Origin of the sequence: Pseudomonas sp. NA-150 (assembly GCF_044336365.1) — a bacterium.
GTDB lineage: Bacteria > Pseudomonadota > Gammaproteobacteria > Pseudomonadales > Pseudomonadaceae > Aquipseudomonas.
Genome location: NZ_CP172305.1, coordinates 1556099 through 1582030, shown reverse-complemented (window position 1 = coordinate 1582030; position 25932 = coordinate 1556099). Strand labels below are relative to the sequence as shown.

Annotated in this window: 20 protein-coding genes and 3 tRNA genes; 7 read left to right on the top strand and 16 right to left on the bottom strand. The window is 60.1% G+C overall.

Annotation, left to right across the window (positions count from 1 at the left end):
- Positions 1–140 precede the first annotated feature (140 nt).
- Together ACF0H7_RS07620 and ACF0H7_RS07615 are read left to right on the top strand one after the other, a co-directional pair.
- The gene (locus ACF0H7_RS07620) at positions 141–863 is read left to right on the top strand and encodes a FadR/GntR family transcriptional regulator (RefSeq protein WP_397452161.1); all 723 of its coding nucleotides are present in this window, start codon (positions 141–143) and stop codon (positions 861–863) included.
- A 105-nt stretch (positions 864–968) separates the two neighbouring features.
- On the top strand, positions 969–2195 hold the full coding sequence (locus ACF0H7_RS07615) for an alkaline phosphatase family protein (RefSeq protein ID WP_397452160.1): 1227 nt from the start codon (positions 969–971) through the stop codon (positions 2193–2195).
- A 155-nt stretch (positions 2196–2350) separates the two neighbouring features.
- On the opposite strand, the gene ACF0H7_RS07610 is transcribed toward ACF0H7_RS07615, so the two are convergent.
- The 8 genes from ACF0H7_RS07610 to ACF0H7_RS07575 form a co-directional block, all read right to left on the bottom strand.
- Complete coding sequence (locus tag ACF0H7_RS07610) at positions 2351–4738, bottom strand: RND family transporter (protein ID WP_397452159.1); 2388 nt, start codon at positions 4736–4738, stop codon at positions 2351–2353.
- Positions 4739–4765: 27 nt separating this feature from the next.
- Positions 4766–5851 (bottom strand): WD40/YVTN/BNR-like repeat-containing protein, encoded by a 1086-nt coding sequence (locus ACF0H7_RS07605; RefSeq protein WP_397452158.1) that lies wholly within the window; start codon positions 5849–5851, stop codon positions 4766–4768.
- A gap of 321 nt (positions 5852–6172) precedes the next feature.
- Positions 6173–8830, bottom strand: a complete 2658-nt coding sequence (gene pepN / locus ACF0H7_RS07600) for an aminopeptidase N (protein WP_397452157.1) — start codon at positions 8828–8830, stop codon at positions 6173–6175.
- A gap of 12 nt (positions 8831–8842) precedes the next feature.
- Positions 8843–9673: a DUF2797 domain-containing protein gene (locus ACF0H7_RS07595; RefSeq protein ID WP_397452156.1), complete on the bottom strand. Its 831-nt coding sequence runs from the start codon at positions 9671–9673 to the stop codon at positions 8843–8845.
- A complete protein-coding gene (locus ACF0H7_RS07590) occupies positions 9670–9930 on the bottom strand; it encodes a YeaC family protein (protein ID WP_397452155.1) in 261 nt (86 codons plus the stop codon). Before ACF0H7_RS07590 ends, ACF0H7_RS07595 begins: the two co-directional genes overlap by 4 nt.
- 28 nt (positions 9931–9958) lie before the next feature.
- Positions 9959–10828: a rhomboid family intramembrane serine protease gene (locus tag ACF0H7_RS07585; RefSeq protein WP_397452154.1), complete on the bottom strand. Its 870-nt coding sequence runs from the start codon at positions 10826–10828 to the stop codon at positions 9959–9961.
- Complete coding sequence (locus ACF0H7_RS07580; protein WP_397452153.1) at positions 10825–11796, bottom strand: metallophosphoesterase; 972 nt, start codon at positions 11794–11796, stop codon at positions 10825–10827. Before ACF0H7_RS07580 ends, ACF0H7_RS07585 begins: the two co-directional genes overlap by 4 nt.
- A complete protein-coding gene (locus tag ACF0H7_RS07575) occupies positions 11796–12686 on the bottom strand; it encodes an NAD(+) kinase (RefSeq protein WP_397452152.1) in 891 nt (296 codons plus the stop codon). The genes ACF0H7_RS07580 and ACF0H7_RS07575 overlap by 1 nt, the downstream gene beginning before the upstream one ends.
- 135 nt (positions 12687–12821) lie before the next feature.
- On the opposite strand from ACF0H7_RS07575, the gene ACF0H7_RS07570 reads away from it, so the two are divergent.
- The gene (locus ACF0H7_RS07570) at positions 12822–13811 is read left to right on the top strand and encodes a DUF1853 family protein (RefSeq protein ID WP_397452151.1); all 990 of its coding nucleotides are present in this window, start codon (positions 12822–12824) and stop codon (positions 13809–13811) included.
- Here the strand turns inward: ACF0H7_RS07570 and ACF0H7_RS07565 are convergent, their stop codons facing one another.
- From ACF0H7_RS07565 to ACF0H7_RS07550, 4 genes are all read right to left on the bottom strand, one after another.
- Complete coding sequence (locus ACF0H7_RS07565) at positions 13812–15029, bottom strand: MFS transporter (RefSeq protein ID WP_397452150.1); 1218 nt, start codon at positions 15027–15029, stop codon at positions 13812–13814.
- 225 nt (positions 15030–15254) lie between these two features.
- Entirely contained in the window at positions 15255–16595 is a 1341-nt protein-coding gene (locus ACF0H7_RS07560) for an MFS transporter (RefSeq protein WP_397452149.1), read from the bottom strand.
- Between the two features lie 121 nt (positions 16596–16716).
- A complete protein-coding gene (locus ACF0H7_RS07555) occupies positions 16717–17637 on the bottom strand; it encodes a 1-aminocyclopropane-1-carboxylate deaminase/D-cysteine desulfhydrase (protein ID WP_397452148.1) in 921 nt (306 codons plus the stop codon).
- 109 nt (positions 17638–17746) lie between these two features.
- A complete protein-coding gene (locus tag ACF0H7_RS07550) occupies positions 17747–19783 on the bottom strand; it encodes an FAD-dependent oxidoreductase (RefSeq protein ID WP_397452147.1) in 2037 nt (678 codons plus the stop codon).
- Positions 19784–20026: 243 nt separating this feature from the next.
- Here ACF0H7_RS07550 and ACF0H7_RS07545 point away from each other — a divergent pair, with 243 nt between their 5' ends.
- From ACF0H7_RS07545 to ilvA, 4 genes are all read left to right on the top strand, one after another.
- The gene (locus tag ACF0H7_RS07545; RefSeq protein WP_397453852.1) at positions 20027–21172 is read left to right on the top strand and encodes a carbon-nitrogen hydrolase family protein; all 1146 of its coding nucleotides are present in this window, start codon (positions 20027–20029) and stop codon (positions 21170–21172) included.
- A 4-nt stretch (positions 21173–21176) separates the two neighbouring features.
- On the top strand, positions 21177–22217 hold the full coding sequence (locus ACF0H7_RS07540) for an AraC family transcriptional regulator (protein ID WP_397452146.1): 1041 nt from the start codon (positions 21177–21179) through the stop codon (positions 22215–22217).
- A 185-nt stretch (positions 22218–22402) separates the two neighbouring features.
- Complete coding sequence (locus tag ACF0H7_RS07535; RefSeq protein WP_397452145.1) at positions 22403–22621, top strand: hypothetical protein; 219 nt, start codon at positions 22403–22405, stop codon at positions 22619–22621.
- A 10-nt stretch (positions 22622–22631) separates the two neighbouring features.
- Positions 22632–24173, top strand: a complete 1542-nt coding sequence (ilvA, locus tag ACF0H7_RS07530) for a threonine ammonia-lyase, biosynthetic (RefSeq protein WP_397452144.1) — start codon at positions 22632–22634, stop codon at positions 24171–24173.
- A 111-nt stretch (positions 24174–24284) separates the two neighbouring features.
- Here the strand turns inward: ilvA and ACF0H7_RS07525 are convergent, their stop codons facing one another.
- The 4 genes from ACF0H7_RS07525 to ACF0H7_RS07510 form a co-directional block, all read right to left on the bottom strand.
- Positions 24285–25130, bottom strand: a complete 846-nt coding sequence (locus tag ACF0H7_RS07525) for a DUF2242 domain-containing protein (protein WP_397452143.1) — start codon at positions 25128–25130, stop codon at positions 24285–24287.
- Positions 25131–25373: 243 nt separating this feature from the next.
- Positions 25374–25450 (bottom strand) — tRNA-Asp (locus ACF0H7_RS07520).
- A gap of 129 nt (positions 25451–25579) precedes the next feature.
- A tRNA-Asp gene (locus ACF0H7_RS07515) sits at positions 25580–25656 on the bottom strand.
- A 46-nt stretch (positions 25657–25702) separates the two neighbouring features.
- Positions 25703–25778: transfer RNA gene (locus ACF0H7_RS07510), tRNA-Val, on the bottom strand.
- Between the last annotated feature and the right edge of the window lie 154 nt (positions 25779–25932).

Sequence of the window (25932 nt, the reverse complement as noted above, 5' to 3'; positions counted from 1 at the left end):
CCCGCGATCCCTCTTGACCCGGTGTGTCATATACGCCGCCATCGCGGGCAGCCCGCTCCTACAGTTTTCCATGCGTCATGTTCACGTCCACCGATGTTATGATTCGCCGCACATATCGTTATGGATCGACCCCCGCGCCCATGGATTACCGTAAGCCTTCCGACCGTAAAAGCATGCATTCCCGTATTGTCCAGGAAATCGGCATGCAGATTGTCTCCGGCCGTTTCAAGCCCGATGACAAACTGCCCGCCGAAGCGACCCTGTGCGAAGAGTACGCCGTCAGCCGGCCGGTGCTGCGTGAAGCCACCCGAGTGTTGGTCGCCAAGGGTCTGGTGTATTCCCGGCCGCGGGTCGGCACTGTGGTCAAAGCGCGGCGCGAGTGGCATTTGCTGGATCCGGATGTGCTGCATTGGGTGATGCAGAGCACCCCGCAGAATGAATTTTTCAACCTGCTGACCAGTGTGCGCAGCATCATCGAGCCGGCTGCCGCGGCCCTCGCCGCCCAGTATGCGACCGATGAAGACATCGCCTCGATCGCCGAAGCCTACCAACGCATGGAGTCTGCGCCGACCCCGGAAGCCTTGTTGCAGCCCGACCTGGATTTCCACAGCCGCATCGCCGAAGCCACGCACAACGACTTGCTCGCGCACCTGTGCAACATGCTCGCGCTGGCCTTGCGCGAAGCGTTGAAGCACTCCAACCAACGCCCGAACCTGCACGAGTTGGCGATGCCTCGGCACAAGGCGATCCTCACCGCCATCGAAAACCGCGACGCCCTCAGCGCGCGTCATGCGACGCTGGTGCAACTGGACGACGCGCGTACCGCGTTGAGCGTGGTGTTGGGCCAGGAATTGCCGCTCTGATCCTGAGTGACTGATCTACCTGATTCGTAGGCTTGCGCCCATGAACCCGTGGGACTAAACCTGATCAGACAGAGGACGCCAGCCATTTCCCGGGAAGGAATGATCATGAGCTCGCTTTTTCGCAAAACCACACAGGGTCTATGCCTGCTGCTGATCGCCAGCCTTGCCAGCGCCGGCGACGAGACCGCCGCGCAAATCGACTACAGCGCCAACAAAGTGCTGCTGATCGGCGTCGACGGCATGCAGTACGAAAAACTGCTGGAGGCGATCAAGGACGGGGACGCGCCGACACTGGCGCGGTTTTTCACGGCCAAGAGCTATACCGGCGGCATAGTGGGCACCTCGACTCAACAAACCACCTTCAGCGGTCCCGGCTGGGCGACCATCCTGACGGGTGCCTGGATCGACCGCCATCAAGTCCACGGCAACGACAGCCTGCTGCGCAACAAGGCCGACAGCCTGTTCAAGCTGATCAAGAGCAGCGCCCCCACCCGCCAGACGGCCAGCATCGTCAGTTGGGACACGATCAACGACAACCTCGCCGACGACATCCACAACGGCTACATCAACCGCGCGCTGCAATGTCATGACGATGACCGTTGCGTCGCCAACGCGGTCGGCCAGTTGCTGAAAACCAGTGGCTCGGATTTTATCTTTGCCCACTTCGACGAGCCGGACATGACCGGTCACGCAAAAGGGTTTTCACCGGAGTATCAGGCAGCGATCCAACAGGTTGATGGCTATATCTCCGGCATCATGAGCGCCCTGGCCACCCGTCCGGTGGAAGAAGACTGGCTGGTGATCGTGGCGCCGGATCATGGCCGGCTGTTGCCGTCGGGCCAGACCCATGGCGGCCAGACCTTGAGTGAAAAAACCACCTTCATCGCCCTCAACAAACCCGCCAACCCACAACTCAGCCAGCCGATTGTCGACCCGATGAATCCGGGGTTTGACGGCTTGTACGGTGACGCCTCGCAAGCCGACATCGCGCCTACCGCGCTGCATCACCTGGGTATCACCCATGCCCCGGCGGCGTATCGAATCGACGGCCAGCCGTTGCTCGGGCCGACGGGCGTGCGCCAACTGACCGTTTACGCCAACAATCAGGAACGTCGGGTGACCTTGCAATGGCGCAATGAAGCACCTTCGGGCAAACCCATCACGATCTACCGCGACGGCCAGAAACTGGTGGAGCTGACTGACCGCCAGGCTGAATATGTCGACACCGAATTGCAATCATTTGGGACAGGGCCGAAGGACATCAATTATGTGGTGGAGATGGACGATGTGCCGATCGCCAGGTTAGTCCGGATAGACCTACCCCCCTTGTAGGAGGTGCCGAAGGCTGCGATCCAGTGCGAAGCGCTGGCAAAAGTGGTGGGTTGTAAATACCCGGTTCGCAGCCTTCGGCAGCTCCTACAGAGGATTTCGCCAGACATAAAAAAACCGCAGCCCTCACAGGCTGCGGTTTTTTATTGCGCCACCGATCAGTGCGAGAACAACGAATGCCCCACTTGTCCGGCCATTTTCTCCGGTTTGATCAGGAACCGCGCCAGTGCTGGCAATAGCCACAGCGCACCGAACATGTTCCACAGCAGCATGAAGGTCAGCATCAGGCCCATGTCGGCCTGGAACTTGATCGCCGAGAAGATCCAGGTGCACACGCCGATGGCCAGGCACAGACCGGTGAACAGCACCGCTTTACCGGTGGACTTCAGGGTTTCGTAGTACGCCTCTTGCAACGGCAGGCCAGCACGCAGGAAGCTTTCCAGACGGCTGTAAATGTAGATGCCGTAGTCGACACCGATGCCCACGCCCAGCGCCACCACTGGCAAGGTCGCGACCTTGACGCCGATGCCCATGAACGCCATCAGCGCGTTACCCAGCACCGAGGTCAGCACCAGCGGCAAGACGATGCACAGGGTCGCCGCCCATGAGCGGAAGGTGATCATGCACATGGTCGCCACGCAGACGTAGACCAGGATCAGAATCGTCAGCTCCGACTCCTTGATCACTTCGTTGGTGGCGGCTTCGATCCCGGCGTTACCCGCAGCCAGCAGGAATTCCAGGCCATCGTGGTTGTTGGCCTTGGCGAAGTCCTTGACCGCATTCACCGCACGGTCGAGGGTTTCGGCCTTGTGGTCATTGAGGAACACCAACAGCGGTGCCAGCGAGCAATCGTTGTTGTACAGGCCATCGGCGCGGGAAATGGAGTTGTTCAGCACGTCCTTGTTACGCGACAGCGATTCCCATTTCAGGTTGCCCTCGTTCATGCCCTTGATCATCTGCTTGGACACAGTGACCAGCGACACCGCCGATTGCACGCCTGGGGTGTTCTCCATTTTCCAGGTCAATTCGTTGATCGCCGACATCGTCGGGTAGGCCGAGCAGCCTTCCGGCGGGGTCTTGACCATCACCACCAACACGTCGGAACTGGTGGAGTAGTTCTTGATAATGAAGCTGTTGTCTTTGTTGTAACGCGAGTCCGGACGCAGTTCCGGCGCGCCCTGATCGAGGTCACCGATTTTCAGGTTTTCGCTGTACCAAAGACCGCCACCGAAGGCGAGCAACGCGAGGACGATCGATACCGGCGCGACCTTGGCGCTGGCAAAGTTGGACAGGAAACGCCAGAACGGGTGTTCACGTACCGAGTCTTTCTTGCTGCGGGTGACTGCACGCTTGCTGATACCAACGTAGGAAATCGCGACCGGCAACAGGATCAGGTTGGTGAACACGATGACCGCCACACCAATCGACGCGCCAATCGCCAGTTCACGAATCACCCCGATGTTGATGATCAACAAGGTGATGAAACCCACGGCGTCGGCGAGGATCGCGATCATCCCCGGCAAGAACAGTTGGCGGAAGGTGCGGCGAGCGGCGGTCAGGGCGTTCTCGGCGTCGCTGGATTGCAGGGCGATACCGTTGATCTTCTGAACGCCGTGGGAGATACCGATGGCGAAAATCAGGAACGGCACCAACATTGAATACGGGTCAAGACCGAAGCCCACCACATGCATCAAGCCCAGTTGCCAAACCACCGCGATCAGCGTGGTGCTGAGTACCGCAATGGTGCTACGCAAACACCGGGTGAACCACAGCAACAGCACCAGCGTGATCACGAAGGCGACGCCGAAGAACATCACCACCATGATCAGGCCATCGATCAGGTCGCCGACTTTCTTGGCGAAACCGACGATGTGGATCTTCACGTTAGGGTTCTGTGCTTCGAACTTGTCGCGGATTTTCTCTTCCAGTTGGTGCGAGAACTGGCGGTAGTCGAGGGCGAGCAATTTGCCCTGGTCTTTCGGGTCCGGGTACGACTCCAGCAGCGGGATGTCGACGATGCTCGATTTGAAATCGTTGGCCACCAGACGGCCGACCTGACCGGATTTCAGTACGTTGTTGCGCAGCAGTTCGAGGCTGTCTTCCGAACCGTTGTAGCTTTGCGGGATGACTTCACCACCGGCAAACCCTTCTTCGGTCACTTCGGTCCAGCGCACGCTCGGGCTCCACAACGACTTCAAACCGGAACGGTCGACGCCGGAGATGTAGAACACTTCATCGTTGATCTGGCGCAGGGTCTCCATGTAGTCCTTGGAGAAGATGTCGCCATTCTTCGCTTCCACCGAGATCCGCACGGTGTTGCCGAGGTTGGCCAGATCGTTACGGTGCTCGAGCATCTTTTGAATGAAGGGATGCTCAAGCGGAATCATTTTTTCAAAGCTGGTGGACGGACGCACCAGGGTCGCCTGCCAGAACAGGAACACGCTGACCATCAGGCAGATGAAAATCACCACCGGACGGTTGTTGAAGATCAGGCGTTCGAGGAGCGTCGCCTTGTCCTGGTGATGAAGCGGTTGAAGATTGCTCATGCGAAAACTTCCTCGCCTTAATAGGTCTTATTGTTGGACCAGCTCAGCGCCAGTGGGCGAGGTCACGTGCACGCCGCCTTGTCCTACCAGAATCAGGTCGCCTTTCTCGTCGGACGTTACTCCGGCAAGCGCAATGCGATCTGGACGGTTGGAGACCGTGAAGGTTTCGCCATCGTCAGTGCTGCGCATCACGCTACCGCCGTTTCCGACCAGCACCAGCGAACCGTCCGGCAACAGACGGGCGCTCGACAGGCCGAACTCCAGCGGACCGCGTGCGCCTTTCAGCTCGATCTGGGTCCAGGTGTCGCCGAAATCGGTGGAGCGAAACAGGTTACCGCGCAGCCCAAAGGCCAGCAGCGTGTTGGACTTCGCAGTGCCCACCACGCCGAACAGCGAGCCTTGATACGGGCCTTTCACCGCTTCCCAGGTTTGCCCTTCATCATGGGAGCGGAACATGCTGCCCTGCTCGCCGACGATGAACAGACCCGCATCCTTGATCTGGGCGATGCCGTTGTAGTGGGTCTGATCCTGGTTATCGATGCGGTCACTGACGTCTTGCCAGTGCGCGCCACCATCCGTGGTGGTCAGCAGCGCGCCGTAGGCACCCACGGCAAACCCGGTGCTAGCGTCCTTGAACCACAGATCGAGCAACGGTGCTTCACGTTTAAGGTCTTCGAACTGCTTGGTCCAGGTCACGCCGCCGTCAGTGCTGGCGAGGATCTGCGCGTCGTGGCCGACCGCCCAACCGTGCTGGTCGTCAGCGAAGTACACGGCGGTCAGCAACTGGCGGCTCGGCACTTTGGCCTGGGTCCAGGTTTTGCCTTGATCATCGGAATAGAGGATGTGGCCACGGTCGCCCACGGTCACCAGACGCGCGCCGGCGTGGGTTACGCCAAGCAGCAGAGCATGGGAGGATCTGGGCGATTCGATGGAGTAAAGGCTGTCGTCGGCGGGGCTCTGTGCTGCCTGTGCAGGCGCGATGCAGGCCATGGCCGAAAGCAGACTGAACAACGACAGTGCCGTCGCCAGGGACGCGCCTTTACGTAATGCCAGTGGGCGACTGTGCGTCAGGTTCCCACCGAACTGGGTGCGCCGGTTTACAGGCTCACTCATAGACCTCTCCCGCTTTATTGTTATTAGATCGACCTTCGGAGGTGTCCAGCGCAAACAAGCGCTCTAGACACACCCTTTTAGACGTTGATCTATCCTAGTCAGCTTTAGAAACGTATGACAATCGACATGACGTTATCTTTTGTTAAGCCGCAGGGTTATTCGCTTGAGTGATGAACAGGCATAAAAAAAGCACTACCCGGTTTGGGGGGTAGTGCTTGTTTTTTGTCTGAAAAACCGTGTGAAACGGATCGCGGGCAAGCCCGCTCCTACAGTTGAACGCATGTAGGAGCGGGCTTGCCCGCGATAGCAAAAGGTCAGGCATCACGCCAAACTTTTGCTCACCACCTCAAACACATCGCTCGACAACTCACCCGACGCACGAATGCGTTCCAGCTCGCCCTTCATCAACGCCTGGCGGGCGCTGTCGTATTTGCGCCAGCGAGTCAGCGGCGCCAGTTGGCGCGAAGCGATCTGTGGGTTGAAGCCGTTCAACTGGATCACCAGATCCGCCAGGAAGCGGTAACCCGAACCATCGGCGGCGTGGAAGTTGATCAGGTTCTGGCCGGCAAACGCACCGACCAACGCACGCACCTTGTTCGGGTTCTTCAGGTTGAAAGCGGGGTGCTCCATCAACGCTTTGGTCCGCTGCAAGCCACCTGGCAAGGTGCTGCCCGCCTGCACGCTGAACCACTGATCCATGACCAGTGGGTTGTCCTTGAAGTTCTCGGCAAACACTGCCAGCGCCTTGGCCTTCTCGTCGCTGAACGGCGAGTTGACCAGCACCGCCAGCGCGGTCATGCGTTCGGTCATGTTGTCGGCCGCGTCGAACTGCTCGATTGCAGCTGCCAATACTTGCGGCTTGCCACTGAGCATCAGGTACGACAGCGCAATGTTCTGCAGGCTACGACGGGCGAAGTGTTGGTCTTCGGCCACGTACGCGGTGGTTTTAGACAGCGCACGGTTGCCTTCATAACGCGCCCACAGGCCGTCGAACAGTTGATCCGCCAGTTGCTTGCGCGCAAAGTCGCGCGCGGCGTGGATGGCGTCGACGTCAGCCACTTCGCTGATTTCGGTCAGGTAGGCTTCGCCCGGCAACGAGAGCATTTCGGCGACCATCGCCTGATCCAGCGTCTCGTCAGCCAGCACGCTGCCCAGCGCTGTCACCAGACGCTGATCCATGACCAAGGCTTCGCCCCGCTGATGCTGGCCGATCATTTCCTGCAACACCTGCACCGACAGTTGCTGACCCGCTTCCCAGCGATTGAAGCCATCGCTGTCGTGCTGCATCAGGAACATCAGTTGATCGCGGTTGTACGGGAAGCTCAGTTTCACCGGCGCCGAGAAACCACGCAGCAACGAAGGCAGTGGCTGTTCAGCGATGTCGACGAAAGTGAAAGTCTGCTCGGCTTCGGTCACCGAAATCACCCGGGTGGTGCCCGCAGCAGCCGCTTCGCCCGCCAGACGCAGGGCAATTTCCCCGCCCTGGGCATTCAACAGGCCCAATTCGACCGGGATCACGAACGGTTGTTTTTCCTGCTTGTCCGGGGTCGCCGGGTAGCTTTGGCGGAAGGTCAGGCTGTAGGTTTTCGCAGCGGCATCGTAAGCCTCGCTGACTGCCAAACGCGGCGTGCCGGCCTGGCTGTACCAGCGTTTGAACTGAGTCAGCTCGACACCGTTGGCGTCTTCCATGGCCTTGATGAAGTCATCGCAGGTCACGGCCTGGCCGTCGTGGCGTTCAAAGTACAGGTCGCTGCCTTTGCGGAAACCATCGGCTCCGAGCAAGGTACGAATCATCCGCACCACTTCCGAGCCCTTTTCGTACACGGTCAGGGTGTAGAAGTTGGAGATCTCGATGAAGCTGTCCGGGCGCACGGCGTGGGCCATCGGGCCGGCGTCTTCGGCGAATTGATGCGTGCGCAGGTAGGCAACGTCCTCAATGCGCTTGACCGTGCGCGAGTTCATGTCGGCCGAGAACTCGGCGTCGCGGAACACGGTGAAGCCTTCCTTGAGCGACAGCTGGAACCAGTCGCGGCAGGTCACGCGGTTGCCGGACCAGTTGTGGAAGTACTCGTGGGCGACCACAGCTTCGACACGCTGGTGCGCAGCGTCGGTCGCGGTTTCGGCACGGGCCAGCACGCAGCTGGAGTTGAAGATGTTGAGGCCCTTGTTCTCCATCGCGCCCATGTTGAAATCGTTGACCGCGACGATCATGAAGATGTCCAGGTCGTACTCACGGCCGTAGACTTCTTCGTCCCAGCGCATGGATTTCTTCAGGCTGTTCATCGCATGCTGGCACTTGTCGATGTTTTCCGGCTCGACGTAAATGCGCAAGGTCACTTCACGCTGGCTCATGGTGGTGAATTTGTCTTCGACACACCACAGATCACCGGCTACCAGCGCAAACAGGTAGGCCGGTTTCATGAACGGGTCTTCCCAGGTCGCCCAGTGCCGATCACCCTCTTCCGGCCCGCTGGCAATCGGGTTGCCGTTGGACAGCAAGATCGGGAACTTCTGTTTGTCAGCGCTCAGGGTGGTGGTGAACTTGCTCATCACGTCCGGGCGGTCGAGGTAGTACGTGATCTTGCGGAAACCCTCCGCCTCGCACTGGGTGCAAAACATACCGCTGGATTTGTACAGGCCTTCGAGTGCGGTGTTGGTTTCCGGGTGGATACGCACGGTGCTGTCGAGGGTGAAGGATGGCGCCAGCGGCTGCACGGTCAGTTGATCCGGCGTCAGCAGGTAATCGGTCGGCGTCAGGGTCACGTCGCCCAGTGCCACCGACAGCAGCTCCAACTGCTGTCCGTCGAGCACCAGCGGCGGCAAGCCTGCACCGCGCGCCGGGTTGCGACGCATCACCAGTTGCGCATGGACCAAGGTGTGGTCCTCGAACAACTCAAAGGTCAGGTGCGTTTCGTCGATGAGGTACTCGGGCGCCTGATAGTCCTTCAGATAAATCATTTTGGGTTGTTCTGTGCGCATGCTGGAGTCCTTTTACTGATGCACGGCGAGTTGATAAGCCGTGTATTTACGAATATTGATCACGCCGGTATCGAAGATCAGGTATTGACCCTTGATCCCCAGCAGCGTGCCTTCGGCAATCGGGTTTTTGTCCAGATTAAAGCTGACGATCTTGGTCGGATAGGCCTCGACCGGGTAACGAATTTCCAGCGGCTCAAGGTCACGCACCAGCTGAATCGCTTGCAGGCCGAAGCGCTCTTGCAAGCCTAGCAAGCCTTCGCCACAGGATTCGAACAGTTGATCGCGAATGGCAGCCAGGTCCAGCGGTGGTGCATCGCCTTTGAGCAGCGCGCGCCAGTTGGTGCGGTCGGCGACCTGGCTGCGAAACAGGTCTTCGACGAAGCCGGACTGCTGGCGGGTCGCCACACGCACGATCGGCAACGCCTGAATGGCACCCTGATCGAGCCAGCGGGTCGGCAACTGAGTGGCGCGGGTGATGCCGACTTTGACCCCCGAAGAGTTGGCCAGGTAGACCACGTGATCGGTCATGCAGAATTGTTCGCCCCACGCTGGCTCACGGCAGGTGCCCTGATCGTGGTGACACTTTTCCGGGGCCATGATGCACACGTCGCACTGGGCGAGTTTGGTCATGCACGGGTAGCAATATCCTTGGCTGAAGCTGGTCTTGGTCTTGCGCCCGCAGTGGCTGCAATGAATCGCACCGAGGTATTCCAGACGCACTGTCTTGCCAATCATGGGGTTGACCGGAATCTCCGCGTCGCCCAGACGAAAACCGTACTGCACCTTCGACGCATCGAGACGCGCCGACATTTTACTGATTGCACCGCGACCAATTTCAATCAATGGAGGGCGTCCGACTTGAACAGGATGTTTGGCACCGGCGCCGACTTCGAGGCGCATTCTTGCGGGCCCATGTAGCCGGTACGCTGGTCTTCCGGCAGGTTCTGGGTTTCCCAGGCGATCAACGCCTGCAACGACAGTTCACGCTGGTCCTGGGACAGTTTGCGACCATCGGACCATTTGCCGATTTCCACCGCCAACTTCAGGCTTTCGTAGATATCCGGGGTGATGTTTTCGATCATTGCAACAAAAGAGGACATAGCGCTCTCCGAAAATTAGTGGGCAATTTTAGCGGTTTCGACGGGCCAATACACCGCCCAATAGTCCAGTAGCGCAACCGATGATCAGGCCGCCTACGTGAGCGCCGTTGGCGATCTGGCCGAAGCCCAGCGCGCCGACCACACCGGAAATACAGATCACCAGCCAGACCAGCATCATCACCAACACGCCACGGGGCAGGCGATAGATCGGGTTGGGCGCGATCATCTGGTAGAACCAGCAATGGCCGAGCAAGGCGTAAAGCACACCGGACAGGCCGCCAAACAGGCTCGGGCCGCTGTACCAGTACTGGGCGTAATTGGAAAAAGCACTGAACACCAACGTCAGGCCCAACAGGTGCCAACTGCCTTGCCGTGCCTCGATCCGTCGGCCCAACTCCCAGAACCACATGGCGTTCATGGCCAGGTGCAGCACACCAAAGTGCACCAGCATCGGCGTGATAATCCGCCACCATTGACCGGCCGCCAGGCTGTTTTCCAACGGCACGAACTGGACATAGTCGCCATGCACGCTGAAGTCGACGAAGGTCAGCCAGCTCATGGGCTCGAGGTTGTCACCCAGCAGGGTGACGGCGGCAACGATCAGGCTCAGCAACAGCACCAGCGCCGTGACCGGGCTTTCGCGCACTTGCTGGACGAAACCGGGGCGAACGTGGGTGACGCCCGGGTCGACAGCGGCAATCTGGAACGTGGGATCGCCGTCGGGAAAACGCTGATACAGCGTGCGGATGTCTTCCGCCAACTTGGCGTTGGGCACCCACAACACTTGTTCGCTGCCGTCTTCACTGACGCGATGGGGCACGTGCAAGCGCTGTAGCAGGCCGACGAAACCACTCAAATCAGTGGTCAGTGGAAGACGAAATACCGCAACAGCACTCATTGCACAGCCTCGGGACGTTCAACGTCGACCCAGACGAACTTATGCGGGTCGATTTGGGTTTCCTGATCCAGCCGGTAGGCGACCAGTTTGCCGTAGAGCACGGCGCTGTAATCCAGACAGGCCAGGTTCGGCCGAATCGGCGCGGGTTTGCCGTTGCGCCAGTAATGCCCGACGAACAACAGCGGTTCGTCGATGCCATAGCGCAGCAAGGCGTTCTTCTCGATGGAGGTCAACGGCGTCTTGGCCACCAGTTCGGGCAAGGCATCGGGCTGGAACACCACGTCGCCGTAGGTCTGCGGGTCGTCTTCCCAGAACTTGGTGCGGAAGAACGCCCGGGTCAGGCCATCGCCGCCGGTCAGGGTCAGACCGTGGGGCAAGCGCATGTCGGTGCCACGCAGCAGACGATCAAACACGTTGCTGGCGAAACTGCCGGGAACGGCTGAGGCCTGGACGAAATGCTGGTCGATGCAGCCATCGGGGTGCTGCGCACGCAACGGTGCGATCAAACCGGCATCCCAACAGGCGTGAACCATGCGGAAGCGTTCGGCATCGATAAACAACGGCAGGGTGTAGAACCAGCCGAGGAAGTCCTTCCAGTCCTGCGGATGCTGCTCGAACTGGGTCAGGGTTTCGCCCAACAACCGGCCATGACGCGGCGTGTGCTCACGGACGAACTGCTTGCCGCTTTCAGGCAAGGCTGGCGTGCTCCAGCCCAGCGCATTGAATTCGTGATTGCCCATGATGCAGCGGGCCTGACCGGCCTCGACCATGTCATGCACGATATGCAGCGCCTCGCGAATACGCGGGCCGCGGTCGATGATGTCACCGAGGAACAGCGCCATGCGCTCGGGGTGACGCCAGACGCCGCCCTGAAAACGGTAACCGAGGGTGTCGAGCAAGTGCTCAAGGGTATGGGCACATCCATGCACGTCACCGATCAGATCATAGCTACGCGCGGGATCGAGCATTAGTCGCCTCCACCACCGAGCCGGCTGCCCCAGCCAAGCTTGGTGCGGCAGACTTCGTAATAATTGTGATCGAGTGGGTGAATCAGGCGCAGTTTCTGCGGTTTCTTGCTGACGGTGATGGTGTCACCGGGGGCGCAGGTGAAATGGTTCTGCCCGTCGCACGAGACCTGTGGATAAATCTGCATGTTTTTCGACACGACGATTTTCAGCTCGCTGTTGCCGTCGACCACGATCGGCCGCCCGGACAAGGTGTGCGGGTACATCGGCACGATGACGATGGCGTCTAGCTTGGGGTGCATGATCGGCCCGCCCGCGGACAGCGCATAGGCCGTCGAACCCGTAGGCGTGGCGACGATCAGGCCGTCGGCCTTCTGGCTGCAGACGAACTGGCCGTCGATGTAAAGCTCGAACTCGATCATCCGCGTCGACTTGCCGGGGTGCAGCACCACGTCGTTCAGCGCGTCGCCCTGGCCGATGGCCTCACCGTGACGGCGGACTTCAGCCTGCAACAGAAAGCGGCTTTCGACCATGTAATGACCGTCGAGCACTTCGGCGACCTTTACTTCCAGCTCGTCCGGGCGGATGTCGGTAAGGAACCCCAGGCTGCCCCGGTTGATCCCCAATACCGGCACGTTGTGCCTGGCCAGGGCACGAGCAGCGCCGAGCAGACTGCCGTCGCCACCGACTACGATCACCATGTCACAGACTTCGCCCAGCATTTTGCGGGTCGAGGTTTGCAGACCGTGACCCGGCAACACTTCGGCGATGGTGTCTTCGAGGATCACATGCATGTGCCGCTCAAGCAGAAACGCCTTGAGCCGACGCACGGTGTCCAGCACCTGCGAACTGCCGAGGCGACCAATGATGCCAATATTGCGAAATTGCTCCATGGTGCTCCCGCGAGGTTCGATACGGCTTAAAGAAACAGATTATGGGTGAAAGGCCGGGGTAGCGGCAAACCGACAAGTGATTTCCCTGAATACAACCCGCTCCTACATCTGGCCAACACCAGCTATTCTCGCACCATGACATTGTTTCCGAGTTTACTCAGCCTCCCCCGTCAGTTGCGCCATCCCGAAGTGCGCGACCTGGCCTGGGTCATCCTCGCGCCACCGATGCTCAGCCAGACGCCCTGGCCGCAACGCCACCCGTTGACCGGCAGTGACTGGGTGCAACAGCCGCAGGCGCTGGCTGACTGGTTGTTTGCACTGGATCACGATTGCACCGCGCTGCTGCAATGGATCGCCTTGGGCGCAACCCGCCGTCTTGGCCTCTACTACGAACGACTCTGGCAATTTGCCGTGCATCAGGCACCCGGCGTCGAGATGATTGCCGCCAATCTACCGATCCGTAACGCCGGCCATACCCTCGGTGAACTGGACATGCTGTTGCGTGATCGCGACGGCGTGCATCACGTCGAGTTGGCGATCAAGCTCTATCTGGGGCCGCAACAGGGCAATGGCAAGGACCCGGCGCAATGGCTCGGCCCCGGCTGTCATGATCGGTTGGACCGCAAACTCACGCATTTGAGCGAACATCAACTGCCCATCTCCGCGCGCCCGGAAAGCCGCGGGGCACTGGCGGCGTTGGGTATCGAGCGGTTTAGTGCGGAATTATGGCTGGGGGGTTATCTGCTGTATCCGTGGCCCGGCCCCGCACAATCGCCCAAAGGCGCGCACCGGTTGCACCTCAACGGGCGCTGGCTGCATCAGCGCGATTGGACGCAGTTTGTCGCGCAAAGCCCGGCAGGTCGTTGGCAACCGCTGCCCCGCCACGCCTGGCTGGCGCCCGCGCATTACAGCGAAGCGCAAACCTGGCGCGAGGAACAACTGGAAGACTGGCTGGCGCAACTCGACCCGCTGGCCCCCGCGCAATTGCTGGTTCGCTTGAGCGAAAACGACGCGGGGGACTGGGAAGAGGCGGAAAGGTTATTTCTAGTGTCGGATCAGTGGCCCAACCTCGCGGGGACCACTAATTCCGTTAGCTCAGTGGCAATGCCAATGCCGCCGGCTTGATCAGACCTTCTTGGTATTGGGCAACAACACGGTGAAGATCCCCAGCAACGGCAGGAACGAACACAGCGTGTACACGTAGACGATACCGTGGACGTCCGCCAGATGGCCCAGCAACGCCGCGCCAATCCCGCCGAAACCGAACATCAGGCCGAAGAACACACCGGCGATCATGCCGACATTGCCCGGTACCAGTTCCTGGGCGAATACCACGATGGCCGAGAACGCCGAGGCCAGCACAAAACCGATGATCACGCTGAGCACGCTGGTCCAGAACAGGTCCGCATATGGCAGCATCAAGGTGAAGGGCGCGACGCCAAGGATCGAAAACCAAATGACTGTCTTACGCCCAATCTTGTCGCCAATCGGCCCACCGAAGAAGGTCCCCGCCGCCACGGCGCCAAGGAACAGGAACAGGTGCAACTGGGAGCTGGCAACCGACAGGTCGAACTTCTGGATCAGGTAGAAGGTGAAATAGCTGGTGAAGCTGGCCATGTAGAAGTACTTGGAAAACACCAGGAAGCCCAGGACCACCAAGGCGCTGATCACCCGGTTTTTTGACAGGCCGTGAGTCGCTTTCTGCCCGGCCTTGAGCTTGAACAGGTTCAAGTGCGCGCGGTACCAGCGGCTGATGGCGTAGAGCAAGGCAATGGCCAGGAACGCAATCAAGCCGAACCAGGCGATATGGCCCTGGCCGAACGGAATGATGATCGCGGCGGCCAACAACGGACCAAACGCCGAACCGGTGTTGCCGCCGACCTGGAAGGTCGATTGCGCCAGCCCGAAGCGTCCGCCCGAGGCCAGGCGTGCGATACGCGAGGCTTCCGGGTGAAAGGTCGACGAACCGATGCCGATCAAGCCCGACGCCAGCAGAATCAGCGGATACGTGCCGACCATCGACAGCATCAGAATCCCGATCAGGGTACAGATCGAGCCCAAGGGCAATAACCACGGATTCGGATGACGGTCTGTGTAATAACCGACCCACGGCTGCAGCAGCGACGCGGTGACCTGGAAGGTCAGGGTAATCATCCCGACCTGGGAGAAGGTCAGGCCGTAATTGGCCTTGAGCATCGGGTAGATCGACGGCAGTACCGACTGAATCAAGTCGTTGATCAAGTGCGCCAGCGCCACTGCACCAATAATGCGCATGACCAATGGACTGCTCTGGGGCGTGGCCACCGGAGGTAGTGTGCTCGACTGAGCGTTTGTGAGAGCCATGAAGTTCATCCGTAACAATGGACATGCGCTTCACAAAAAGGAGCGCAAATATGTCGCCGACAGTTGGGGCGACAATGTGCCACTTTTTGGCGCAGCAGTGCCATGTTTTGTTACCGACTTTAGGCGTAGATCACAGCACAAAATTCTGTAGGAACTGCCGAAGGCTGCGATAAGGCCGACAGGCCTTCACGATGAGATCGCAGCCTTCAGCAGCGCCTACAAAGGTTATGCGGTAGCGCGTACAACGGTGTCCGAATCCGCAGAACTGTCTGTGCCATGCAACGAAATTTTCGACGTCTCCGGCAACGCCATCCCGCCCACCAGCGCGATCACCGCGATCACCATCAAGTAAAACGCTGGCGACAGGTTGCTGCCGGTACTGGTGATCAGCCAGGTTGCCATCAGCGGCGCGGTACCGCCGAAGATGGTGTAGGCCAGGTTGTAGGTAATCGCCGAGGCGGTATAGCGGGTGCGAGTCGGAAAAGTCTCAGACAGCAATACCGCCGTGACCACGTTGCACAGTACTGCGCCAATCGCCAGCATCAGCACCCCCAGAATCGAGGCGAGGAACGACCCGGAACTGGCCAGCAGGAACGCCGGGTACACCGCCACCAGCAGCAGGATGCAGGCACTGGCGATGGTTTTGCGTCGCCCTACCCGATCGGAATACGCCCCGGCCAGCGGGCAAATCGCTGCGGCAAACACCAGGGCGATCACCGACACCAGCAACGCCGTGGCCCGGCTGAGGCCACCCGCGACTTGCAGGTAAGTCGCGAAGTAGGTGGTGAACATGTAGAACGACAACGCCGTCAGCGAGATAAACGCGCCGAGGTAGCAGATCGCCGCACCATGGCTTTTCAGGGTTTCACGCAACGGCGAATGGGCCACCGCATGTTCTTTGGCCACCGCCTGGAATGCCGGGGTTTCGTCCAGGCGCCAGCGCAGATACAAGCCCACCAGGCCCAGCGGCGCCGCGACCAGGAACGGCAAGCGCCAGCCCCAACTGCCCATGGCTTCCGGCGACAGTGAAGCCTCCAGCGCATAGGCCACCACCGCTGCGCAGGCAAACGCGGAAAAGGTCGAGACCGGGACAAAGCTGCCGTACCAGGCGCGCTCGGTGCGGGGTGCGTGTTCCATCAGATAGGCGCAGGCCCCGGCATATTCACCGCCGGCGGAGAAGCCTTGCGCGCAGCGAATCAACGTCAACAACGCCGGTGCCAGCACGCCGATCGCCGCGTAGTTGGGCAATACACCGATCAAGGTCGTGGCGCCGGCCATCAGCAAAATGGTCAGGGCCAGGGTCTTTTTGCGGCCGATGCGGTCGCCGAGCATGCCGAAGAAAATCCCGCCCAGCGGGCGAAAAGCAAAGGCCACGGCGAACACCGCAAAGGTTTTCAGCAGGGCCGCGCTGGCATCACCGCTGGGGAAGAATTGCTGGGCGATGGTGGTCGCCAGAAAGCCGTAGACGGCAAAGTCGAACCATTCGACAAAATTGCCAATCGACGCCGCGCAGATCACGCGTCTCAAGGTGGCAGGGTCTACCCGCTTCATTGCTTGGGTTGTCATGCTGACCTCGGCACACTTATCAGGAAAGTATCGATTATCGGGACAGCGCCGACGCGGACTTGATCCAGAAGTGTCATCCACGTACTCAGGGCCGACCTTTTCCACAGAGTGTGCGCAGGATTCATGCCATTGAGAGTGGATTGAGCCGTGCACGCCGACCTTGCAAGCCGCCGGTGTGGACAAAAATCAAGCGTGTGCCTTGAGCAAAAACGCCAGCGGCGACCTGATCGTGCAGCGCCAGCAATGCCTTGCCGGTGTACAACGGCTCCAGCGGCACACCGGATTCGGCTTCGTTGCGGGCAATAAAATCCAGCAAGTGCTGATCGGTTTTGGCAAAGCCGCCGCGACTGGCGTTGATCAGGCGATAGCCACTGTCAGGGGCGTGGGCTTGCTGGAGGATCGCCGCGATGTTCTGCTCCACACCGTGATCATCGGGCACCGCCATGGCGCCGTACACCGGATACCTACCCGCCTCCGCCAACACCAACCCGGCCAGCGTGGTGCCGGTACCGGCGGCCAGCCACCAGCCGTGGTAATCGCCTGATTGGCCGACACTGCCCAGCATCTGCGCACAACCTAAAGCGCCCGCCAGCCCACCGCCGCCTTCAGGTATGGGGTGGAAAGTCGGATACCGCGCCTGCCACGGCAGCCAGAAATCTGCGTCGTGTCGTGCTCGATAGCCGGCGTATCCCAGCCAATGCAGTTGCATGCCGAATGCCTGCAAATCAAGGACAGTCGGGGTCTCTTGCGCATGCCCGCGCAACAGGCCTGCCGTGGGAAAGCCGAAGCGTTTGCCCGCCGCCGCGAGGGCATGTAGATGATTAGAGTGAGCGCCACCCAGACTGATGATCCCCTCGGCCCCGGCTTCGCGGGCATCTTGCAGATGGTGGATCAGCTTGAACCATTTGTTGCCGGAGATCAGGGGATCAATCAGGTCCAGACGCAGGATCGCGACCTCGATACCCGCGTGTTTTAGCCACGGCAGATTCAAGGGTTCGAGGGGCGTATTGGTGGGGAGGGAAACAGGGGGAAACATTGCCATTCTCAGGATAACCACGATCTGTAGGAGCTGCCGAAGGCTGCGATCCGACGGCCGGAAGGCCATACCTATCGCAGCCTTCGGCAGCTCCTACAGAGTATTGCGTATCCTCTTACAATTCAGCCGCCAATCGCGAACCTTGGTTAATCGCCCGCTTGGCATCCAGCTCGGCCGCCACATCCGCGCCACCGATCAAATGCACATTCTGCCCCGCCGCCACCAAGCCGTCGTACAGCTCGCGCAACGGATCCTGCCCCGCGCAGATCACCACGTTATCCACCGGCAATACCTGCGCTTCGCCTTCACCAATACGGAAGTGCAGGCCGGCGTCGTCGATGTTCAGGTATTCAACGTTGTTGAGCATTTGCACCTGTTTGTTCTTCAACCCGGCGCGGTGAATCCAGCCGGTGGTTTTGCCCAGGCCATCGCCGACCTTGGTTTTCTTGCGCTGCATCAGGAACACCTGACGTGCCGGCGCATGCGGCTCGGACTTGATCCCGGCAATCCCGCCACGGGCTTCCAGTGCCGTATCGATGCCCCACTCTTTCCAGAACGCGTCACGATCAAGGCTGGTGGCGACGCCTTGGTGCACGAGGAATTCCGAAACGTCGAAACCGATACCGCCAGCACCAATCACCGCGACGCTATTGCCGACCGGCTTACGCTCAAGGATCACGTCCAGGTAGTTCATCACCTTGGCGTGCTCGACACCCGGAATCGCCGGGGTACGCGGCGAAATACCGGTGGCGAGGATCACCTCGTCGTAACCGGCGCCCAGCAGATCACTGACCGCGACTCGGGTGTTCAGGCACAACTCGACGCCTGTGGTTTGCAGCTTGCGCGAGAAGTAACGCAGGGTTTCGAAGAATTCTTCCTTGCCCGGCACGCGCTTGGCGACGTTGAACTGGCCACCGATCTCGCTGGCGGAATCGAACAGGGTCACCGAGTGCCCACGCTCGGCCGCAACGGTGGCCGCCGCCAAACCGGCAGGGCCGGCGCCAATCACCGCGATTTTCTTCAGCTGTTGGACCGGCAGGTAATTCAGCTCAGTCTCGTAGCAGGCACGCGGGTTGACCAGGCAGGTGGTCAGCTTGCCGGCAAAGGTGTGGTCCAGGCAGGCCTGGTTGCAGCCGATGCAGGTGTTGATTTCATCGCCACGACCGGCCGCCGCCTTGTTGACGAACTCCGGATCGGCGAGGAACGGACGCGCCATCGACACCATGTCGGCGTCACCTTCGGCGAGAATCTGCTCGGCGACTTCCGGAGTATTGATGCGGTTGGTGGTGATCAACGGGATCGTCACCGAACCACGCAATTTGGCGGTGACCTTGGCGAAGGCTGCACGCGGAACTTTGGTGGCAATCGTCGGAATCCGCGCTTCGTGCCAGCCGATACCGGTGTTGATCAGGGTCGCACCGGCCTTTTCGATAGCCTGGGCCAGTTGTACGACTTCTTCCCAGACGCTGCCGCCCTCTACCAGGTCGAGCATCGACAGGCGGAAGATAATGATGAAGTTCGGACCAACCGCTTCGCGCACGCGACGGACAATTTCCACCGCCAGGCGCATGCGGTTTTCGTAGCTGCCACCCCAGCGATCAGTGCGCTGGTTGGTGTGTTTGGCCAGGAATTGGTTAATGAAATAACCTTCCGAGCCCATGATTTCCACACCGTCGTACTCGGCAATCTGCGCCAGGGTCGAGCAGGTGACGAAATCCTGAATCTGTTTTTCGATGCCTTCTTCGTCCAGCTCTTTAGGCTTGAACGGGTTGATTGGCGCCTGAATCGCACTTGGCGCGACCTGCTTCGGGCTGTAGGCATAACGCCCGGCGTGGAGGATCTGCATGCAGATCTTGCCACCCGCTTCGTGCACCGCCTTGGTCACGATGCGATGTTTCTCGGCTTCCTCGACGGTGGTCAGCTTGGCTGCGCCGGAGTACACCCCGCCTTCATCGTTCGGGCCAATGCCGCCGGTGACCATCAAGCCAACCCCGCCACGCGCACGTTCGGCGAAATACGCCGCCATGCGTTCGAATCCGCCGGGCTTTTCTTCCAGGCCAGTGTGCATCGAGCCCATCAGGGTGCGGTTGCGCAGCGTGGTAAAACCCAGGTCCAGCGGCGCCAGCAAGTGAGGGTAGTGAGCGGTGGCCATAGAGACTCCATCGAGCGTGATCACGGAATGCGGGAGCCTCGATGGGCCCCCGTCAATTATTCAAGCTGCGGGCAATTCGCCGCCAACCTGTTCATGATGCAAACGTTAAAGAAGCATCAAGTCACACTCAATGACCGAAAGTAACAACTTATTGATCCAAACGTACAGCAAGGGTTGGCAAGCAGGGCGCTGCTGCCCTACCCTAGTCATCGAATCCCGCACATGGCTGCGCTTGTGTCCCCCCTGCGTAAAATTTTCAATACCTTTGTCGTGCTGCTGTTGATCGGTACGGTCATCAGTTACGCCATCTGGACCGGGCAACGTCCGGTGAGTCTGTATCTCTCGGATTTACGCATTCAACTGGCGGTCAACGAAGGCCAGCCCGGTGTCGGCGGCAATCTGTTGGGGATTCAGACCGAGTTGGTGCCCGGCGACTACCAGAGCCGCGAACACCTGCACCGCAAGCTGGCGTCCTATCTGCAACAAGCCCGCGACTTGGGGCTGCTCAACGCAAAAACCATTGTCGTGCTGCCGGAGCACATCGGCACCTGGCTGTTTGCCAGCGGCGAGAAGGACCAGTTGTATCAATCCGCGTCGCTGAAGGAAGCCATGATCTGGCTGTCGGTGAGCAATCCGCTGAAGTTTCTTCGTGCGCTCTATGATGCCGACGGTAAACACCGGCTCAACGACGCCCACCTGCGGATGAAAGCGCCGGAGATGGCTGAGGATTATCAGGCACTGTTCGGCGGTCTGGCCAAGGAGTTCGGTGTGACGTTGGTGGCCGGCTCCATCGTGCTGCCGGAACCTTACCTGGAAAACGGTCAACTGCGACTCGGTTCGGGGCCGCTGTACAACATCAGCATCGTTTTCGATCACGACGGCCAGCCCATTGGTCAGCCGCAACGTCAGTTGTACCCGAGCTTTACCGAGCGCAATTACATCCAGCCAGCGCCGGAAACCGCACTCAATGTGCTCGACACCCCCGCCGGACGCCTCGGCGTATTGATCGGCAGCGACAGCTGGTACCCACGTAATTACGCGCAGCTCAATAACCACGATGCCGAATTGATCGCGGTGCCGGCGTTCGTGGTCGGCAACGGGCGCTGGAACAAACCGTGGCGCGGCTATAAAAGCCGATCAGCGCCTGCCGACGTCGGCCTCAAACCGGGCGAAATCAGCGAGGGCGAAGCCTGGCGGCGGCTGACTCTGACCGGTCACGCCCCGGCCAGCACCGCGCGCGCCGGCGTCAGCGTGTTCATGCGTGGTCAGTTCTGGGATCAGGGCAGTTCGGGGCGCAGTTTTATCAGCCGTCAGGAGCCATCCGATAACGATCAGGTCGGCACTGATCGCCCCGGGCGCGGCGCACGCCTGATCAACCTGTGGTTATGACGCGATGAATCCACCTCGGGTACGTCTGGGCGATCTGTCCGTCGGCTTCGTCCATAGCCTGGCCGACGCCGTGCGCAGCCTGGGGCAAAATCCCGATCCATTGTTCGAACAGTACGGGCTGGACCCGGCGCGCCTCGCAGAGCCCGGCGCGCGATTGTCGATTCCGCGCTACATGCGCCTGGGCCACGCGGCGATTCAACTGACCGGCGAACCGGGGCTAGGCCTGCGCATGGGCCGCCTGAGTCGCATCAGCCAGGCCGGGCTGGCCGGGGTCACTGCCGCCCAGGCCCCCACCGTGCGCGAGGCCGCGCGCTGCCTGATTCGTTTTGAAGCGCTGTATGGCTCCAACTATCGCGGTCAGTCGAGCTTTAACGAAGACGCCCTGGGCGCGTGGCTGCGCTTTTACTCCATCAGCCCGTACAACGCCTACAACCGCTTTGTGGTGGACTCGATCCTGGCCAGTTGGCTGCAGCAATTGTCGAAGCTGGCGGGGTGCGAGCTGCGCGCGGAAAGAATCGACATTGAGTTCCCGGAACCCGGCTACGCCGCCGATTACAGCGTGCTCAGCCACAGTCCGGTGAATTTCGGCACCGAACTCAATCAACTGCGCCTGAGTCAGGCAGACCTTGGTTTGCGCAACCCGGACCATTGCCCCAGCACGTGGCGCCATTTATTGGGCCTGTGCGAAAAAGAGCTGGAACACCTGACGCGCACCCGCAGCCTGCGTGAACGCATCACTCAGTTGCTCGGGCCGTTGTTGAATGGGGGGCGTGAGCCGGATCTGGAGGAAGTCGCCGCACGCTTGAAGCTGCCGACCTGGACGTTGCGTCGCAAGCTGGCCGAGGAAGGCACGCAATTTCGCGCCGTGCTCAATGACACCCGCCGCGATCTGGCGATGACCTATATCCGCGATACCGAACTGGCGTTTGGCGAAATCGCCTACCTGCTCGGGTTTGCCTCTGCCGAGGCCTTTCAGCGGGCCTTCAAGCGCTGGAACGGTCAGACCCCAGGAGAGTTCCGCCGCAGCCAACGCCAGGCCGGGTGACGCTTACAGCTCGGTAGCGTCGTCGGCCGGTTCCAGTGGATCGAGTTCCGAAGCCCGGTATTCCAGCAGTTCTTCTTGATAATCGTCCATCGCGCATGCCCTCTTGGCTGATGCTCACTGTAGGTTTTGTCGCAGCGAAATAATTGACCGCGACCTTCACCATAAAGTGCCGAGGTGACGGATAAATGAATGTGCCTGAGATAAAAGGTGGCAACAGGGGATTGCGTTCTCCCTTGACTTGCCCCAACCATCCGGAATACCTTTCGAGCCATGAACCTGACCCCGCGCTTCGTCCGCCCGATTATTATTACCGCCATTCCTATCCTGGCGGGTTAGCTGACGTTCGCACCCAACCCGCCCTCGAGGCGGGTTTTTTCTTCTTCCTCCAGGGCAAAACCTATTGAGGAAGCACAGATGACCGTTACCCCCGGCGACAGCGACCCGCTCAAGCAGTACGCCAAGAAAATCCTCACCTCGCGCGTTTACGATGTCGCCATCGAAACCCCGTTGCAGCCCGCGCGCCAGCTGTCTGAGCGCCTGCATAACAAGGTGTTGCTCAAGCGCGAAGACTTGCAGCCGGTGTTCTCGTTCAAGATTCGCGGCGCCTACAACAAGCTCGCGCAGTTGAGCGACACTGAACGCGCGCGAGGCGTGGTCACGGCGTCGGCGGGCAATCATGCGCAAGGGCTGGCGCTGGCGGCCAAGGTGATGGGGGTCAAGGCCACCATCGTCATGCCCAAGACCACGCCCGAGATCAAGATCGAAGGCGTGCGCTCGCGTGGCGGCATCGTGGTCCTGCACGGCGACACTTTCCCCGAGGCGCTGGCGTTTTCCCTGAAGCTGGTCGACGAAAAAGGCTACGTCTACATCCACCCCTACGACGATCCCGACACCATCGCCGGCCAAGGCACGGTGGCGATGGAAATCCTGCGTCAGCAGCCCGGCAACCTCGACGCGATCTTTGTTCCGGTGGGCGGCGGCGGGCTGATCGCCGGCATCGCGGCCTACGTCAAATACCTGCGCCCGGAAATCAAGGTAATCGGCGTCGAGCCGGACGACTCCAACTGCCTGCAAGCGGCAATGGCGGCCGGTGAACGCGTGGTGTTGAGCCAGGTCGGGTTGTTTGCCGATGGCGTGGCGGTGGCGCAGATCGGCCAGCACACCTTTGATATCTGCAAACACTACGTCGACGAAGTGATCACGGTCAGCACCGACGAAATCTGCGCGGCGATCAAGGACATCTACGACGACACCCGCTCGATCACCGAACCGGCCGGCGCGCTGGGCGTGGCCGGGATCAAGAAGTACGTCGAGCTGTATGGCGTCAGCGGCCAGACCCTGGTGGCCATCGATTCCGGGGCCAACGTCAACTTCGACCGTCTGCGGCATGTCGCCGAACGCGCTGAATTGGGCGAAGGCCGCGAGGCGATCATCGCCGTGACCATTCCCGAGCAGCCGGGCAGCTTCAAGGCCTTCTGCGAAGCCATCGGCAAGCGCCAGATCACCGAATTCAACTACCGCTACAACACCGACCGCGAAGCCCACATCTTCGTCGGCGTGCAAACCCACCCGGAAAACGACCCACGCGCCGCGCTGCTGGCCAGCCTGACCGAGCAAGGGTTCCCGGTGCTTGACCTGACCGACAACGAACTGGCCAAGCTACACATCCGCCACATGGTCGGCGGGCATTCGGCACGGGTCAGTGATGAAGTGGTGTTCCGTTTCGAATTTCCGGAGCGGCCAGGCGCGTTGTTCAACTTCCTCAACAAACTCGGTGGGCAGTGGAATATCTCGATGTTCCACTACCGCAACCACGGCGCGGCGGACGGTCGAGTGGTGGCGGGTTTGGTGGTCCCGGAAGACGAGCGACACCTGATTCCGGCGGCGCTGGCGGAAATCGGCTACCCGTATTGGGATGAAAGCGACAATCCGGCTTACAAACTGTTTTTGGGGTGACCCCCTAACGCCCAACCCCTGTAGGAGCCAACTTGTTGGCGAGCCATTCGACGCGGTGTGTCTGATGCACCGCCTCGCGAACAAGTTCGCTCCTACACACGCGATACAGATCTAGGGTGTGGTGGTCACTGCGGGTGCTGCCGGTGCTGGCTCGGCAGGCGCTGGAGCTGGAGCTGGCGTTACCGGCTCAGCCTTGACGGCTGGCGCCTCGGCAGGTGCTGGAGTGGCAACAGGGGCTGGCGTCGCGGCCGGGGCTGCTTCTTTTTCCTTGGCAGCAGCTGCGGCGGCGGCAGCCACCGCAACCTCAGGAGAAACCGGCGCCGGTTTGGCTTCAACAGCTGCTTCCGGCTTGGCCGCTTGCGGCGACGGCTCGGGCTCGCCCAGATCGGTTTTCGGCTTCTCGGGAATATTGGCTGCCTTTTTCACTTCAGGCGGCAAAAAGTTATCCACAAGGGCAAAGAAACGATCGTAGAACTTCGGCGACGAGACGGTTTCACTGGCCACCTTGACCAGCGAATCATCGGTCGAGCCGATCGGCATCGACAACGAACCCAACACACCCACCCCGACACTGGCCGAGTTGTTCAGCTTCTTCAGCGCGTAGCGGTCCTGCAGGGCATTGGCGAACATGGTCGCGCCTTTGGTACTGCCGCTGTCCGACGCACAGACCACACTGAAGCTGATCTCCATGTGGGTTTCGCCGGTTTGCTGGAAGCTCTTGTGCCCACTGACCGCTTTCGGGTCATTGCTAGTGATGATGTAGCCCTGGCTGAGCAAGGCGCGACGAGCGGCTTCGCACGAGCCGGCCGCATCGGTCACCGGGTAGTTTCTGGAAAACGTCCCGGAATCGTCGAAACTCTCATGCTCGTACATCGCCTGCTTCGGCGACGAGCAGCCTGCGACGGTCAGCAGGGTTGCAGCCCAGCACGCGGTACGAAAGCTCAGTAATTTAGACATTCAAAATCCTGGGAGAAGATAACTGTCAGCAGTTTTCCGACCTGGTAATACGGGGGGGATAGTCTGCAACAAGGCTGGCGCATGATCAACGCCGTTCGGAGGCGTGGTCACTTGGGCTGACGGTTGGGGATTCTACACTGACCATCGACGATGGACAGGAGTTCAAATCCCGAAAACTAAAAAACCCGCACTGGGCGGGTTTTTCAGCGCGCTGAACCTTCAAACGAAGCTTCAGCACATGTATGGCGCAGCGGACGGGACTCGAACCCGCGACCCCCGGCGTGACAGGCCGGTATTCTAACCGACTGAACTACCGCTGCGTGTCGCTCGGACTTTCATCCGATGAACTCATTTGAAACAGACTTTCGAGTGACTGTTTCGTTGTAACCCTAAAAGGACCGCTTCAAGAGCGTTCCAGTCTCAAGCCGCACAAGTCGACTTGAAGAATATGGCGCAGCGGACGGGACTCGAACCCGCGACCCCCGGCGTGACAGGCCGGTATTCTAACCGACTGAACTACCGCTGCGCATTGTTGGATTTTCATCCAGCTTTCTTTCGAAAGCCTCAAGAAGTGGTGGGTGATGACGGGATCGAACCGCCGACCCTCTGCTTGTAAGGCAGATGCTCTCCCAGCTGAGCTAATCACCCTTTGCTTCGTTGAGGCCGCGAAATTTACGCAGGTATCGAACCTAAGTCAATAGCCTGCTTGAAGTTTTTTTAAGATCAGCCTCAAGCGGCAAGCTTAAAGCTGCACGCCAAAAGCGGAACTGCGCCATCAGCGACTACATCGTCCTGCTCTAAC

What these genes read in the sequence shown, in the direction of transcription:
- ACF0H7_RS07555 (WP_397452148.1), bottom strand. Translation starts at nt 17,637, where the DNA reads ATGGCAATGTTTCCCCCTGTTTCCCTCCCCACCAATACGCCCCTCGAA.
- ACF0H7_RS07540 (WP_397452146.1), top strand. Translation starts at nt 21,177, where the DNA reads ATGAATCCACCTCGGGTACGTCTGGGCGATCTGTCCGTCGGCTTCGTC.
- ACF0H7_RS07590 (WP_397452155.1), bottom strand. Translation starts at nt 9,930, where the DNA reads ATGTCCTCTTTTGTTGCAATGATCGAAAACATCACCCCGGATATCTAC.
- pepN (WP_397452157.1), bottom strand. Translation starts at nt 8,830, where the DNA reads ATGCGCACAGAACAACCCAAAATGATTTATCTGAAGGACTATCAGGCG.
- ACF0H7_RS07585 (WP_397452154.1), bottom strand. Translation starts at nt 10,828, where the DNA reads ATGAGTGCTGTTGCGGTATTTCGTCTTCCACTGACCACTGATTTGAGT.
- ACF0H7_RS07550 (WP_397452147.1), bottom strand. Translation starts at nt 19,783, where the DNA reads ATGGCCACCGCTCACTACCCTCACTTGCTGGCGCCGCTGGACCTGGGT.
- ACF0H7_RS07535 (WP_397452145.1), top strand. Translation starts at nt 22,403, where the DNA reads ATGAATGTGCCTGAGATAAAAGGTGGCAACAGGGGATTGCGTTCTCCC.
- ACF0H7_RS07580 (WP_397452153.1), bottom strand. Translation starts at nt 11,796, where the DNA reads ATGCTCGATCCCGCGCGTAGCTATGATCTGATCGGTGACGTGCATGGA.
- ACF0H7_RS07575 (WP_397452152.1), bottom strand. Translation starts at nt 12,686, where the DNA reads ATGGAGCAATTTCGCAATATTGGCATCATTGGTCGCCTCGGCAGTTCG.
- ACF0H7_RS07570 (WP_397452151.1), top strand. Translation starts at nt 12,822, where the DNA reads ATGACATTGTTTCCGAGTTTACTCAGCCTCCCCCGTCAGTTGCGCCAT.
- ACF0H7_RS07565 (WP_397452150.1), bottom strand. Translation starts at nt 15,029, where the DNA reads ATGGCTCTCACAAACGCTCAGTCGAGCACACTACCTCCGGTGGCCACG.
- ACF0H7_RS07605 (WP_397452158.1), bottom strand. Translation starts at nt 5,851, where the DNA reads ATGAGTGAGCCTGTAAACCGGCGCACCCAGTTCGGTGGGAACCTGACG.
- ACF0H7_RS07615 (WP_397452160.1), top strand. Translation starts at nt 969, where the DNA reads ATGAGCTCGCTTTTTCGCAAAACCACACAGGGTCTATGCCTGCTGCTG.
- ACF0H7_RS07620 (WP_397452161.1), top strand. Translation starts at nt 141, where the DNA reads ATGGATTACCGTAAGCCTTCCGACCGTAAAAGCATGCATTCCCGTATT.
- ACF0H7_RS07525 (WP_397452143.1), bottom strand. Translation starts at nt 25,130, where the DNA reads ATGTCTAAATTACTGAGCTTTCGTACCGCGTGCTGGGCTGCAACCCTG.
- ACF0H7_RS07560 (WP_397452149.1), bottom strand. Translation starts at nt 16,595, where the DNA reads ATGACAACCCAAGCAATGAAGCGGGTAGACCCTGCCACCTTGAGACGC.
- ACF0H7_RS07610 (WP_397452159.1), bottom strand. Translation starts at nt 4,738, where the DNA reads ATGAGCAATCTTCAACCGCTTCATCACCAGGACAAGGCGACGCTCCTC.
- ilvA (WP_397452144.1), top strand. Translation starts at nt 22,632, where the DNA reads ATGACCGTTACCCCCGGCGACAGCGACCCGCTCAAGCAGTACGCCAAG.